Origin of the sequence: Haloechinothrix alba (assembly GCF_900188115.1) — a bacterium.
GTDB lineage: Bacteria > Actinomycetota > Actinomycetes > Mycobacteriales > Pseudonocardiaceae > Haloechinothrix > Haloechinothrix alba.
Genome location: NZ_FZNW01000001.1, coordinates 254549 through 267368, shown reverse-complemented (window position 1 = coordinate 267368; position 12820 = coordinate 254549). Strand labels below are relative to the sequence as shown.

General features: G+C 70.5%; 14 protein-coding genes. 7 read left to right on the top strand and 7 right to left on the bottom strand.

The genetic code is table 11. The features are described from left to right. Positions 1-37 precede the first annotated feature (37 nt). Complete coding sequence (locus CHB84_RS01245) at positions 38-1489, bottom strand: alpha/beta hydrolase family protein (RefSeq protein ID WP_089299576.1); 1452 nt, start codon at positions 1487-1489, stop codon at positions 38-40. Positions 1490-1567: 78 nt separating this feature from the next. On the opposite strand from CHB84_RS01245, the gene CHB84_RS01240 reads away from it, so the two are divergent. Next, positions 1568-2623: a hypothetical protein gene (locus CHB84_RS01240; protein ID WP_141134543.1), complete on the top strand. Its 1056-nt coding sequence runs from the start codon at positions 1568-1570 to the stop codon at positions 2621-2623. A 40-nt stretch (positions 2624-2663) separates the two neighbouring features. Here CHB84_RS01240 and CHB84_RS01235 read toward each other — a convergent pair whose 3' ends face one another. From CHB84_RS01235 to CHB84_RS01220, 4 genes are all read right to left on the bottom strand, one after another. After that, entirely contained in the window at positions 2664-3632 is a 969-nt protein-coding gene (locus CHB84_RS01235) for a siderophore-interacting protein (protein WP_089299574.1), read from the bottom strand. A 133-nt stretch (positions 3633-3765) separates the two neighbouring features. After that, positions 3766-4509: a hypothetical protein gene (locus CHB84_RS01230; RefSeq protein WP_089299573.1), complete on the bottom strand. Its 744-nt coding sequence runs from the start codon at positions 4507-4509 to the stop codon at positions 3766-3768. A gap of 185 nt (positions 4510-4694) precedes the next feature. Further along, the gene (locus tag CHB84_RS01225; RefSeq protein WP_089299572.1) at positions 4695-5228 is read right to left on the bottom strand and encodes an XdhC family protein; all 534 of its coding nucleotides are present in this window, start codon (positions 5226-5228) and stop codon (positions 4695-4697) included. 27 nt (positions 5229-5255) lie between these two features. Further along, the gene (locus tag CHB84_RS01220; RefSeq protein ID WP_089299571.1) at positions 5256-6362 is read right to left on the bottom strand and encodes a hypothetical protein; all 1107 of its coding nucleotides are present in this window, start codon (positions 6360-6362) and stop codon (positions 5256-5258) included. Positions 6363-6446: 84 nt separating this feature from the next. Between CHB84_RS01220 and CHB84_RS01215 the strand changes: the two genes are divergently transcribed. From CHB84_RS01215 to CHB84_RS01205, 3 genes are all read left to right on the top strand, one after another. After that, positions 6447-7352, top strand: a complete 906-nt coding sequence (locus CHB84_RS01215; protein ID WP_176439731.1) for an aminoglycoside phosphotransferase family protein — start codon at positions 6447-6449, stop codon at positions 7350-7352. 105 nt (positions 7353-7457) lie between these two features. Then, a complete protein-coding gene (locus tag CHB84_RS01210; RefSeq protein ID WP_089299569.1) occupies positions 7458-8129 on the top strand; it encodes a J domain-containing protein in 672 nt (223 codons plus the stop codon). An 84-nt stretch (positions 8130-8213) separates the two neighbouring features. Then, the gene (locus CHB84_RS01205) at positions 8214-8636 is read left to right on the top strand and encodes a DUF6292 family protein (RefSeq protein ID WP_089299568.1); all 423 of its coding nucleotides are present in this window, start codon (positions 8214-8216) and stop codon (positions 8634-8636) included. Positions 8637-8719: 83 nt separating this feature from the next. Here the strand turns inward: CHB84_RS01205 and CHB84_RS01200 are convergent, their stop codons facing one another. Next, positions 8720-8923 carry a cold-shock protein gene (locus tag CHB84_RS01200; protein ID WP_089299567.1) on the bottom strand — a complete coding sequence of 68 codons (204 nt, stop codon included), beginning with the start codon at positions 8921-8923 and terminating at the stop codon, positions 8720-8722. Positions 8924-9465: 542 nt separating this feature from the next. Beyond that, the gene (locus CHB84_RS22215; protein ID WP_141134542.1) at positions 9466-9669 is read right to left on the bottom strand and encodes a hypothetical protein; all 204 of its coding nucleotides are present in this window, start codon (positions 9667-9669) and stop codon (positions 9466-9468) included. Position 9670: 1 nt separating this feature from the next. Here CHB84_RS22215 and CHB84_RS01195 point away from each other — a divergent pair, with 1 nt between their 5' ends. The 3 genes from CHB84_RS01195 to CHB84_RS01185 all read left to right on the top strand — a co-directional run bounded on the left by CHB84_RS01195 (position 9671) and on the right by CHB84_RS01185 (position 12797). Continuing rightward, a complete protein-coding gene (locus CHB84_RS01195) occupies positions 9671-10714 on the top strand; it encodes a fatty acid desaturase family protein (RefSeq protein ID WP_089299566.1) in 1044 nt (347 codons plus the stop codon). A gap of 141 nt (positions 10715-10855) precedes the next feature. Next, positions 10856-11791 (top strand): NADP-dependent oxidoreductase, encoded by a 936-nt coding sequence (locus CHB84_RS01190; protein WP_089299565.1) that lies wholly within the window; start codon positions 10856-10858, stop codon positions 11789-11791. A 229-nt stretch (positions 11792-12020) separates the two neighbouring features. Then, positions 12021-12797 carry a potassium channel family protein gene (locus CHB84_RS01185; protein ID WP_089299564.1) on the top strand — a complete coding sequence of 259 codons (777 nt, stop codon included), beginning with the start codon at positions 12021-12023 and terminating at the stop codon, positions 12795-12797. Positions 12798-12820 lie beyond the last annotated feature (23 nt).

Sequence of the window (12820 nt, the reverse complement as noted above, 5' to 3'; positions counted from 1 at the left end):
GCTCCTGCCCGGACGGACCTTCCGGTGCCTGGGAAGGTCAGCCCGGCGGTCGCTCGTCGGGCCGGTCGGCGTTGGCGCCCGCCCAGTCCCCCACCGGGGAGAGTCCCGCGTAGGCGCGCAGGTCCTCGGCCGCGTGCCGGTTCCCGTCCGGCCCCGTGAAGTCGAACGCTCCCGGGTACCGCGCGGAGAAGAAGTTCGCGCGCCACGGGTACTCGTCCGCGCCGCCGGTGTGGCCGTCCGGTACCGGCCCGTCCAGCAGCGCTTCGGTCCCCAGCTCGCGACGTTCGGGTTCGGGGCGTAAGTGGCGCTCGAACCAGGCGAGCGTGTAGTAGCCGACCTGCCGGGTGCCGTAGGTGGTGGTGGGCAGGATGTAGGGGATCTCGTTCCACTCCACGTGGGTGCCACCCCGAACGGTGATGTCGTAGACGTCCACCCCCGCCTGGCGCCACCGGTCGAACGCGTCGAGATGCCCGGTGGGGTCCGGGGCTCGTGGCGCAGGCTGCGGGGTGAGGAAGTACCCGTCCGCCTGCTGGTTCATCGCAGGCACGACCGGCGTGACGTTCGCGGCCAGCGCGTCCCACGCCACCACCGCACGGATCGGGTACGGCCGCCCGCCACACAGCTCGGCGCTGCGCCACCGTTGACCGGAGCCGGAGCACTCCTGCACCTTCGACACCGCTCGGGCACCGAGCGAGTGCCCGGCCAACCCCACCTCGGTCGCGTCGAGGACCTCCGCGAGCGGGTTCGACCAGTGGAGCGTGCCCTGGCCCTTGGCGCGGACCGCGTCCGCATCGTCGTCCTCCCAGCCACCCGGCACGTAGGGGTCGTCCTCCTCGGACAGCAGGAAGCGCAACGCGTCGATCGTTCCCTCGTCGAAGTTCGCCTCTTGCTGCGACGGGACGCCGTCCGGAGCCGGTACGGGGGATCCGGGGTCGTGCCCGAACCCCTCGCTGTCGCCCTGCCCCTGCGCGTCCCAGGTGAGTACCAGGTAGCCGTTGCGCGCGAGCGTGCGCGCCGCCCACCAGTAACTCTGCTGCATACCCTGGATGGAACCGGGCGTGATCACCACGCCGGGATGTGGTCCCTGCTCGCCGTCCCAGAACAGGTGCCCGTGCAGCTCGGCCCCGGTCCGGGACACGAAGCTGACGTCGACCGGCCGCACGTCGTGATAGTCCTGCGGGTCGCCCACCGCCCCACCGGGGACAAGCCGCCCGAGCCCGGTGTAGACGCGCCCGTGTCGCAGGCCCTCGACCTGCCCTCCCAGGTTCTCCAGCCATGTCCGCGCCGCGAGCGGCGCCAGCGCGGCGTGGTACTCCGGGTCGGTCAGCTGTGCCCGTTGCGTCCCCCGCACGCTGGATCGAGCCACGTTGTCCGCGTCGAACTCGGCGTAGGCGGGGTCGCTGTAGTCATCGGCGGCCGCCGGTGCCGTCAGCACGAGACCGGCGACGGCGGCAGGAACCAGCGAGACGGCGCTCAACGATCTCCGCATCCGGCCATCATGAGACAGGACGCTCCTCCGGGGAAGCCGCCATCCGAACATTCGTCAGCACGCGCGATAATGCTCGGCATGCCTTCCACGAACCTCGTCAGCGAGGACGAACTCGACGCGATGGGTGCCGAGGCACTCCGGGCCGACGACCCGCAACCGATCCTGGCGGAGCTGCTGGACATCATCGAGCAGGGCAGGCTCGCCGACCCCGCGAGCGAGGGCTACGCGCTGGAGCTCGCGGCGGAGATCAGCCAGTGGCAGGGCGACCTGGACACCGCGCTCGAGCTGACCGAGCGCGCGCTGGCAGGCGCCCAGCAGCCCGCCGAGCAGCAGGGATACCCCCGCGCGTTGCGTGCCGAGATCCTGGTTCAGCTCGGCCGCGAGGTCGAGGGTATGTCCGAGCTCGATGCGCTGCGGCCGCTGCTGGCCACCGACCCGTCAGCGGTCGACTACCTGCGCGACACCCTCGAGGCCTGCGACCGCGCGGAGCTGGCCGAGCAGTGGCTGACCGAGGCCATGAGGGTCGTGCTCGCACGATTCCAGGACGGCGACCGCACGGACGCGGAGGATGGCGAGGCATCCGCGGACCCGGCGGTGCTCGTCGCGCTCGCCAGGCAGCGCCACGATTTGCGGCGCGAGCTCGACCTGGAACCCGACGAGCTCGACGAGGTGGCAGAGGAGCTCGCCGACGAATCCGAGGACGCCGAGGACACCGGCGACGTGGACGAGCCGGAGCTGTACGGGCTGGACTCCCTGGACGGTGACGAGTTCACCCTCGTCTACTGGCCGCGGCAGGAGTTCGACCAGCTCACCAAGGAGTGGCCGGAGCTGGCGACCGTGACGGGACCCAGCTGGGACGATCACCGGATGTGGACCGAACGCGCCCTGGCTGCCTATGCGGAGCAGGGCGTGCGGCACCTCCATCTCGTCGCGGGGTCGGCCGCGGACGTGCTCGCGTTCGTCGCCGAGCGCGATGCGGGCGACGACGACCTGGAGCTGGTCGACGAGTACGGAGAACTACTCGCGGACCAGGGTGGCGGCACGAGATGGCCACCGGAGCGCGAGGACGACTGCTGGTGCGGCTCCGCCACGAGGTACGAGAGCTGCTGCCTGCTGCGTTCGCGGGTCGAGTGAGGCAGGCGCGCGCCGGTAGCGCTCCGGATGTCCGTGCCCGTCAAGCGGGTTGCCCGCTCGGGCGCTCGTCCTTCCAGTACCCCATGAACGCCACCGACTTCCTCGGCACGCCGTGCTCGGCGAGTACGAGCCTGCGCAGCCGCTTCACCAGCCCGGCCTCCCCCGCGAACCAGCCGTAGAACTCCTCGCCCCGCACCTCGGAGTCGCCGTGCTCCGGGACGTCCCACAGCACCGCTGCCTCGCCCCGCGTCGGGACGGGCTCGCACATGCCAGGACACCCCGCCGCCCCGCGCATCTCCCCCAGCGCCCGTGCCACCTCGGGCGCGAGCAGCGAACCGCGGGGGACGGGACCACCCGCACGCCTGCGAGCCAGCCACCGCAGCTGGACCCCGGCAGGCGCGTGCCAGGGCTGGCGATCACGCTCGGTCGGGACCTCGACGCACACGATGCCGCGCGCGTCGGCCGGTAGACCTTCGACGATCGCACCGATCGCAGGGACCGCCGTCTCGTCGCCTGCGAGCATGAACCGGCACGCACACCCCGGTGGGTCCCACTCGCGTCCCCACATACGTCCGGCCCCAGGCCGGTCCGGCCCCAGGATGCCTACCCGTTCGCCGACCCCCGCGCCTGCCGCCCAGGCCGAGGCCGGACCGCCGTGCCGCCTGCCGGAGCCGTGCAACACGAAGTCGATATCCAGCTCGCCGCGCTCCGGGCGGAAGGCCCGCACCGTATAGGTCCGCAGTACGGGGCGACGGTCCTCGGCGAGCTCCCGCCACGCCGCGTACCAGTCCACGCCCTCGGGGACCTCCGGAAGCGCGCAACCGGACCGCGGAAGTACCAGTTTCACCCGCTGATCGGCACCGGTCGCGCCGAAGCTCCGCAGGCTGTCCCCGGCCAGCGTCACGCGCACGAAGCTGGGGCCGACGGACGCCCTGGCCGCCACCTCCACCGGGTAGAGCCGGTAGCGCGGCACCTGCCGGGTGCGTTGCTGTTCGATCGCGTGTGTCACTACCTCGTTCCCATTCAGCAAGGTGAGCCTAACCTAACTTCTATCAGATAAGGCCAGCCTACGCTAACAGTAAGGCAGCGAACGCTTTCCGCGCGCGGGATCGGTCACACTGTCGGGGACAGCCCGGCGGTCACTACGGCTCGCCCGTGATCTCCGTGCAGGAGAGCCCGTCCGCTTCCGCGGGCGATCCGCCCAGGTTCACCGCCCCGTGCTGGTCCAGCTCGGTGCAGCGCACCGGTCTACCGTCCACGAGCAACGGGGTCATCTCCGCTGTCGCGGCCGTGTAGGCGAGCACCGGCCCCGGTTCGGTGCCGTCATCCAGGCGGATACGCGCCGCGTCGTCGTGCAGGCGTACCAGACGGTAGCGGCTACCGCGCCCTTCGCACAGATCCAGCACGCGGCGCTGCTCGGGCGTGGCGAACCAGACGGCGTGCTGCTCGGTCACGCCCGGCGCGGCCGTGAGCACGGCCGGTCGCTGCCCGTCCCGGGGACGGTGACCCGCCGACCACGCCGCAGCCACACCGCTGCACTCCGCGCGCAGCACAACGGCCGGGCCGGTCAGCCCGAGCCGTGAACGCAACCAGGTGATCTTCTCGGGACACACGTTCGACCCGTAAGCCAGCACGGGGTAGCGCGCGTCAAGCGGATCGCAGCCGCGCTCGGCCAACCACATGTTCAGGCAGGGCGCCCCGACGGCTCCCGTGCCCACTCGCCAACCGGACGGCGCGGTGCTGTCGGGGCGCAGCGGGTACCCGGTCCGGTCCAGATGCACGAACGAGCAGTCGGGACGGGCACCCGGGTACGGGTGCTCGGGGTAGTCGGAGTCGGGGAACGGCGTCAGGGACGGAGCGATCGGACGCAGGCCGGGTACGGTCATAGCCCGTCCAGCGTCGCCTACTCCGCCGGCATACGCTGCGACCTGCGTCACACCCGGACGCTGCGACCCGATGGAATTGTTCACACGCCCGCGCGACGAGCCTCCCGACCCTGAGGGCCGTTGGCAGCCACCGTCCACAGGTCACCAGCGGCTTCCGGGGACAAGGACGGGGTCCACACGCCGAGCTACGCGTGAGCCTCCCTGCGTCCGAGAAATCCCGCGTCCGTGCCGTTGCGGTCGGCAAGCAACCCGGCGACCGTGGCCACGGCGATCTCCGGCGGGGTACGGGAACCGATGTTCAACCCGATCGGCCGGTGTACCCGGTCGATCTCGGCCTGCGGCACGCCGAGCTCGCGCAGCGCGGCGACGTGCGGCCCCTCGTGCCGGGGGTTGCCCAACACGCCGACCCAGCGCACAGGCTCCGCGAGCACGTCACGCAGGACCGTGCCGAGCTCACCACGGTGGTGGTCGGTCACCACCACGTCGGTGTTCGCATCCAGGCCGGTGGCCGCGGACGTGACCGGAAGCGCGGCACCGTCCATCTCGCCTGCCCGTTCCGCGTCCGGTTCCAGAAGCGCCACCCGGAACCCCACGTCCCGCGCGTAGCGCAGCAGGTAACCCGCGACGGGTGAGGCGAACACCGCCACCAGCGCGCGGTCCGTGCCCTGCGCCGCCCGCTCACCGTGCGCCACCGCGCAGGTATCGCTCTCGTCTGTCATGCAACCAGTGTGGACAACGGAGCGCGTTCAGTCACGGCCTCGCGGCTTACGGTCCTCCGGCCGGACCGGCAGCACGGACTCGGTCAGCGCGCGTGGGCGCGGTCCCGACCACGGGGCGGGTGGTGCGTGCAACCACGCGGCGAGACCGTGGACGACCTCCTCGTAGTTGACCCGCCAGCCACGGAAGTGCGGCCACGCTTCCTCGGCGGTGCGTTCGGCGGGGAATCCCACGGCGCGCAGCCGCCGCACCGCCTCGTCGAACTCCCCGCGGGTAAGCCGGATGTCGTCGTCGGGGTCGGGGTCCGGGTCGTGGTCGATCCCGAGCACATCGGCGACGGCACGCAACGCCATGAAACCGGTGCGCATGGTCAGCCGAGCCGATACCGGTGCGGTGGCGGGGCGCAGCGCGTGCTCGAGCGCGGCGGCGTCCAGCACGGCAAGCAGCGACGTCAGCCACGACCGATCCGGATGCGGGGAGCGGAACGCGGCCAGGATCGGGTAGCTGGTGTGCGTCTCGCCGACGTCGGCGGCCCAGGACTCCCACGCCGCGTACAGCTCCGGCATGTCCGCGAGCGTGCCGTCGCGGGCGGCCCTTGCCAGCAGCTCCACACCCCAAGCCGGGCTGCTCGCGCGGGTCTCCAGCAGACTGACCAGTTGCTCGCGCTGGTTGAACGCGCTGTAGAGGGTGGGTAGGTAGCCGATGAGCAGGGCGAGGACGATCAGGCCTGCCAGTACCGCGGACATCGACGCGACGCGGACGGCCCCGCCGTCACCCGCGGTGTCCAGCCCCAGCACCGACGCGGTCATGGCGGACAGCATCGCCTGCACCCCGACGTCGCTCCACGGCTGAGCGAGCAGCGCGTGCGCCAGCGCGAGCAGCGCCAGCCAGACCACGAGCAACGCCAGCAGGCTCACCGGCGGTTGCATGGCCAGGATGCGGTCCTTGGCCCGGAACGTGCGCCAGGGCCAGGCCGAGGCGACGAACAGCAGGCGCACGGCGGCGATCACGCTCTCGGCCAGCCTCGACGGGGTCGCGCGCGGCACGACCAGCGTCCACAGCACGCTCAGCACCGTCGCCACCAGCAACGCCGCGCCCACGACGAAGGCGGCGGCGGGTAACACGGCGTCTGTCATGGCGAGGCGGCAGCCTACCAGCGGGCCGCGCGGCGCGCGGTGTCGCGCGCGGCTCCAGGACGTCCCTGGTGGCATCGTGGCCTCGTGGACCTCTCCTCGGACGCGCTCGACGGGACACGCTCGCGCCTGTACACACGCTTCGGCGAGCGGGTACTGCCGTGGTGGCGGCAGCTACCCGACACGCTCGGCGAGCTGGCCACGCGCTGGGACCTGGTATTGGAAGCAGCTGTGGGGAGCGGGAACACGTCGCTGGTCGTGCGCTGCTCCCGGGGCGGTGTCCAGCGGGCGATACTCAAGCTGACCCCCGACACGGGCATCGCCGAGGCCGAGGCGTTCGCCCTGCGGAGCTGGCACGTATCGGGCAGGGTCCCGCGGGTCTGGGAGTACGACGCCGCGAGCGGCGCCCTGCTCCTGGAGGCCATTCCGGCCGGGAGCCCGGCGGCAGAGACAGCCGACGCCGTGCCACTTCGCGAGATCGCCGGCCTCATCACGGCACTGCACAGCACCGGGAGCCCGATCGTCGGGTCCGGCGTCGTACCGCTCGCCCAGCGTGTCGAGCGCATCGTCGACCGGGGGTTCGAGCAGCACCGGTCCGATGCCGCAAGCACGCACGCCGTTCCCACCGGACGCCTGGAACGAGGCGCCAAGCTGGCACGGGCGCTGGCCGCAGACAGCGAGCCCCCGGCCCTGCTGCACGGGGACCTGCATCCCGGCAACGTCCTGCCAGGGGATGCCGCTCGCGGTGCCGTCGCGATCGACCCGCGCCCCTGCGTGGGTGACCGCGCGTTCGACGCGATCGACTGGGTGCTGTGGCCGCCGACCCCGCAGGACTGGCCCGCACGGTGCCGGGAGCTGTCCTCGGCTCTGCAGGTGGATCCTCACCGGCTGTGGCAGTGGTGCGCGGCGTTCGCAGGGATCCTCGCGGCGAACGCCGCGGCGCGCGGCGAGCCGCGCGGGAAGGTCGACGCGTTGCTGTCCATCGCGCCATGACCACGCCCGGCGCCGGCTGAGGCTCGACATCACCCGCCGCTTCGGCTACACCGGTTCGAAAGGTACCGGGATCCGGCACCCTGCGCGGAGGGTGAAACGACGATCATGGATGACAGCACCGCACGCCGCATCCTCGGCGTGGGCCCGCACGCCTCGCTCCGTCAGGCGCGCCAGGCCTACACGCGGCGTGCCAAGATGGTGCACCCCGACCGGTACGCGCATGCCGCGCCTCCGGCCCGGCGCGAGGCGCAGCGGGCCATGGCCGAGCTGAACGAGGCCTGGCGCACGATCCAGCTCGGACCACCCGCCCGGCCGAGGGCGGGCCACGAACCGGAACACGGACCGAGCCGGGCGGAGCCGCCGCGACCTCGCGGATGCGAGATCTGCGGCCACATCCCGGCGAACCGCATCGACATCCGCTCGCTGACCGGTCTGCTGGTCATCCACCGCTCCGAACGCTACGCCGGTGTGCTGTGCCGCGGGTGCGGAACCGCGCTGTGCCGCGATGTGCAGGCGCAGACGCTCACCATGGGCTGGTGGGGAGTCCTCGCGGTGTTCGTCAACCTCGCTGTGCTGGTGAACAACGGTTCGTACTTCCGCATGCTCAATGGGATGGCATGGCCGACCGACCGTGTCGCGGGGACCGAAGCCCCGCTCTCGGAACCGATGCCTGCGACACGGAAGGTCACCGCGCGCGTGCTGCCGTGGGTAGCCACGGTCACCGCCGCGGTCCTCGTCGCGCTGCTGGTGATGCTGCTGGCCCGGAACGCGCCGTGAGCCGAGTACGAGCTCACCACCGGCGAGAGCTGTGGTCCGACGCGCCGCCGTGCCGGGCCCGAGACGTGGCATATCGTGAGACCTATGGATGCCGACACCACCGATGATCTGAGTCGCGGGCTCGCCGCCTACGTGCATGCGGTCGCCAAGGCGCTGGACGTCCCCGTCGAGGGCACGACCTGCGAGGTCAGCGACACGGCGACGGCATACCTGGCCCTGGCGACGCGGCTGGCGAACTACCCGGATCACGACCTGATGCTGGTGTGGAGCGAGCAACACGGCTGGGAAGCCGCTGTGGAGACCGAGCCCGGCGTCGTGACGGAAGTCATCGCCTACTTCGGCGACGAACCGCTCCCCGAACCCGGGCAAGTCCTCGCATTCGTGCGAGCGATCGTCGAGGGGCGGCACTGGGGCGGCTCCCGACCGACGTTCAGTACCGTCGACAATCGCCGCGAGCTCGCCGCGCGATCCTCCCGGTACATCACCGGCCGGGATTCCGATACATGAGCCGGGCGCGCGAACGCGCTACACATACGCCGAGGGGCGCCCACCGCATTCGGTGAGCGCCCCTCGGACCGGGCTGGAGGTCGTCAGATGACGGCCACGCCGGTAGCCTGCGGGCCCCTGCTGGTCTCGCCGATCTCGAACTCGACGCGCGCGTCGTCATCCAAGCTACGGAAGCCACTGCCTTGAATTTCCGAGTAGTGCACGAAGACGTCGCTGCCGCCGTCATCGGGGGCGATGAAACCGAACCCCTTGTCGGAGTTGAACCATTTCACGGTGCCCTGAGTCATGAGAATCTCTCCAAAATATATAAAAAGCTGACGAGGTAACGACATTCACTACCTCGGGTCCCGCGCGCGGTTTGGAATCTCGGAGAGAACTCCTACTACGCCCGCTCACATTCTTGCGGGCGCGCATGAACACGAACACAAAAACGATCGAACCACCTACAGCGGAGCACACCAGCACCCACGTCGTCAAGTTGGCCACGCGCACAGTCCGCAGCGACCCGGCGAACGGACCCGCCCGGCCGTAGCTGCCGAGGAAGCCTGCCGACGGGGCCTGCCGACGGGGCCCGGTAGCGGAAGCCGCACATGGGGAGTAGCGTGGATGGCGTCGGGGTAGATCGACCCTCTCGCTACCGCACCTGACGTAGCCGGTGCGGAACTCGTCCGGGGCCGCACGGCCACCGACCAAGCCGCTGAAGGCGGCTCACGCCTCCCTCGCGGTATGCATCGCACTTTGTCATCCACCAGTAAGGTTCTTCATTGCCGACGTATCAATCCCGCGCCGACACGCATTACGCGAGCCGCGTCCAGCCCGTACAGTTCAGTCACCTGATCAGCGGCGAAGAGACCGGGTTCCCAGCAGGCGCGGCCAGCAGGCGCGCACTGCGTTCACCACAGTTCATCACGCCGGGTACGGTTCCCGCGCGCTGAGTCTCGTCTCCATACCGTCCCTGAGCCTGGCGCGAGGGGAAGCCGGCGGGGCGCCCGTCGAGCACATCGGAGCCGATGCACACATCAGGGTAGGTCATTATCAACACCATCCACGCACCCCAGACCGGCGACACGACCGGTGGCGGCTTCGCGACCCTGGCCCGTGAAATCCGCGCAGCCGGACTGCTTCGCCGCCGGTACGGGTACTACACAGTCAAGATCATCGGGAACCTGCTCGTGTTCGCAGGCGCATGGGTCGCGTTCGCGTTCGTCGGCGACAGCTGGTGGCAGCTGTTCATCGCCGCGCTGCTGGCGGTCACGTTCGCGCAGCTCGCGTTCGTCGGCCACGACGCGGGGCACAAGCAGATCCTTCAGGGGCGTCGTTTCAACGACATCATCGGGACTGTCCACGGCGGACTGATCGGCATGAGCTACGAGACATGGATGAGCTCGCACAACCGCCATCACGCCAATCCCAACCACGAGGAACACGATCCCGACATCAACAGCGCGGCACTGGCCTTCACCGAGAAGCAAGCCGGGCTGAAGAACGGTTTCCTCCGGTGGGTCGCCCGGAACCAGGCATGGCTGTTCTTCCCGATGCTCGTTTTCGAAGGGATCAACCTGCATGTCGGCGGCGCCCTCGCCGTGATCCGAGGCGACGTCAAGGCCCGCCGCCTCGAGGGCGCGTTGCTGCTCACCCATACGGTGCTCTACCTTGCCGCTGTATTCCTCGTGCTGTCCCCAGGGATCGCGGTCGTGTTCATCGTCGTCCACCAGGGACTGTGGGGCATCTACATGGGCTGCGCCTTCGCGCCCAACCACAAGGGAATGCCCACCATGAACGGCGAGAACAAGGTCGACTTCCTGCGCAAGCAGGTGCTGACCTCCCGCAACATCCGTGGCGGGAGGGTCGTCGACTTCGTACTCGGCGGGCTCAACTACCAGATCGAGCACCACCTGTTCCCGAGGATGCCGCGCCCGAACCTGCAGCACGCCCAGCCCATCGTGCAGCGCTTCTGCGATACGCACGGGATCCCCTACAGCCAGACGACGCTGCTGCGGTCCTACCGCCACGTCCTGGAGCACCTGCACGAGATGGGCGCGCCGCTCCGGGAACAGCACGCGCGGGCGACCGCCTGAACGGCACGTACCCGTACGCGGGGGGACGCGCCACTCTGGACGGTTGATCACGTAGCCCGGTGCGTCACTCGTGGCGCTCGTGCCCGGGCTCACAGCGCACCGGCGGGAATAGGCATCCGGATCGGCAGCGTTGTGCCGGGCATGAAGGCTGTCGTGATCAACGAGTTCGGAGAAGCAGACGTACTGTCCCCGCAGACGGTGGAGGACCCGGTGGTGGGGCCGGACGCAGTGCTGGTCGAGGTGCGAGCCGCCGGGGTGAACCCGGTGGACTGGAAGATCCGCCGCGGCTACCTGCAGGGCGCGTTACCGCACCACTTCCCGCTGATCCCGGGATGGGACGTCGCCGGGGTCGTTCGCGCAGCAGGCCCCGCCGTGACCGACTACCGGGAAGGTGACGAGGTCGTCGGGTACGTGCGCAAGGACCACGTGCAGAACGGCAGCTACGCCGAGCTGGTAGCCGCCCCGGATCGCACGCTGGCGCACAAACCGGCCACGAGCGGGTTCGCCGAAGCCGCCGGGCTCCCGCTTGCCGGTCTCACTGCACTGCAGCTGCTCCGTGCCGTCCGGGTCGGCGACGGCGCCGTCGTGCTCGTGCATGCCGCTGCCGGTGGCGTCGGACACCTCGCCGTCCAGATCGCGCACGCACTCGGAGCGTCCCGAGTCATCGGCACGGCCTCACCGGCCAACCACGACTTCCTGCGGCAGCTCGGCGCCGAGCCGGTCACGTACGGGGACGGGTTGGCCGACCGGGTCGCCGGACTCGTCGGCGGTGACGGCAAGGTCGACGCGGCGCTGGACTTCATCGGCGGGCAGGCACTTACGGACTCTCCCGGCCTGGTCCGGGACGCCGCGCGGCACGGCACCGTTGTGGACGCGCAGACCGCAGGCAAGCAGGGCGGACAGTACGTCTTCGTGCGGCCGGACTCCGCAGGACTCGCGTGGTTGGGCCGGCTCATGGACGAAGGCAAGCTCACCGTCGAGGTCCAGCGAACCTACCCGCTCAAACAGGCCGCCGACGCGCACCGGCTGGTGGAGGACGGTCACGTCCGCGGCAAGGTCGTGCTGACCGTCGACTGAGCACCGGGCGAGGACCGGCGCGGGGCAGCCACCAGCGACGGCACGGCAGGCGCCGGGCGGGTCGCTTGCCTCTGACCGCCGGGTGCGTGCGGGCACGCATCCCGCCTGCCGCCTCGCCCCGGTCGCGCCCTCGTCCCCCGGCATCCCCCACGCGGCCGTGCCGGGGGACGAGGGCGGCAGTTCGATACGTTGGGCGCGCCAGCGCACGGCACGAGGAGGAAGCGCGCCCATGTCGGATCGGCTCACCAGATACGAATCCCGCACGACCTCGATCCTGCTCGCCCTGGCCCTTGCCTTCATCGTCGTCTACGGCGTCCCGGTGATCTGGCCGGACCTCCCGGAGACACTGCGCACCACGTTCGAGGTCGCCAACTGGGCCATCTGGGCCGCCTTCGCGCTCGACCTGATCATCCGCACCGGCCTGTCCGACAACCGCCTGGTGTACCTGGCCAAGCACCCCGTCGACGTGCTCGTGGTGCTGGTGCCCGCCTTGCGCATGCTTCGCGTGCTGCGGGCGTTCACGGCCGCCCAGGTACTGATCACCCGCAGCGGCCGGCTGTCGCTGCTGCGTACGACGCAGGCGATCGCACTGGCGACGTCGTTGCTCGTGTTCATCGGAGCCCTCGCGCTCCTGGACGCGGAGCGCGGCGAGCCCGGCAGCACGGTCGAGAATCTCGGCGACGCCCTGTGGTGGAGCCTGGTCACCGTCACCACGGTGGGCTACGGCGACGTCGTGCCTGTGACTGGAATGGGCCGCGTCGTAGCGGCCGGGCTCATGCTGGTCGGGATCTCCCTGCTCGGTGTCGTTACCGCAACGGTGGCGTCGTGGTTCCTCGGTCACACCCGCTCGGCGCTCGAGGAGCAGGGCAGTGCGCACCGCGAGTCCTCGGCGCAGCTTGAGGAGAAGGTCGCCGCACTGGAACAGCGCCTGGAGGACGTCCACGGACTGCTCGTCCGGCAACAGCCGGATACCACGTCACCCTCACAAGTCGATAAGTCGACTTGATGTGGCGTCTGCATGCGGCGGTC

What these genes read in the sequence shown, in the direction of transcription:
- CHB84_RS01245 (WP_089299576.1), bottom strand. Translation starts at nt 1,489, where the DNA reads ATGCGGAGATCGTTGAGCGCCGTCTCGCTGGTTCCTGCCGCCGTCGCC.
- CHB84_RS01240 (WP_141134543.1), top strand. Translation starts at nt 1,568, where the DNA reads ATGCCTTCCACGAACCTCGTCAGCGAGGACGAACTCGACGCGATGGGT.
- CHB84_RS01230 (WP_089299573.1), bottom strand. Translation starts at nt 4,509, where the DNA reads ATGACCGTACCCGGCCTGCGTCCGATCGCTCCGTCCCTGACGCCGTTC.
- CHB84_RS01225 (WP_089299572.1), bottom strand. Translation starts at nt 5,228, where the DNA reads ATGACAGACGAGAGCGATACCTGCGCGGTGGCGCACGGTGAGCGGGCG.
- CHB84_RS01220 (WP_089299571.1), bottom strand. Translation starts at nt 6,362, where the DNA reads ATGACAGACGCCGTGTTACCCGCCGCCGCCTTCGTCGTGGGCGCGGCG.
- CHB84_RS01210 (WP_089299569.1), top strand. Translation starts at nt 7,458, where the DNA reads ATGGATGACAGCACCGCACGCCGCATCCTCGGCGTGGGCCCGCACGCC.
- CHB84_RS01205 (WP_089299568.1), top strand. Translation starts at nt 8,214, where the DNA reads ATGGATGCCGACACCACCGATGATCTGAGTCGCGGGCTCGCCGCCTAC.
- CHB84_RS01200 (WP_089299567.1), bottom strand. Translation starts at nt 8,923, where the DNA reads ATGACTCAGGGCACCGTGAAATGGTTCAACTCCGACAAGGGGTTCGGT.
- CHB84_RS22215 (WP_141134542.1), bottom strand. Translation starts at nt 9,669, where the DNA reads ATGACCTACCCTGATGTGTGCATCGGCTCCGATGTGCTCGACGGGCGC.
- CHB84_RS01190 (WP_089299565.1), top strand. Translation starts at nt 10,856, where the DNA reads ATGAAGGCTGTCGTGATCAACGAGTTCGGAGAAGCAGACGTACTGTCC.
- CHB84_RS01185 (WP_089299564.1), top strand. Translation starts at nt 12,021, where the DNA reads ATGTCGGATCGGCTCACCAGATACGAATCCCGCACGACCTCGATCCTG.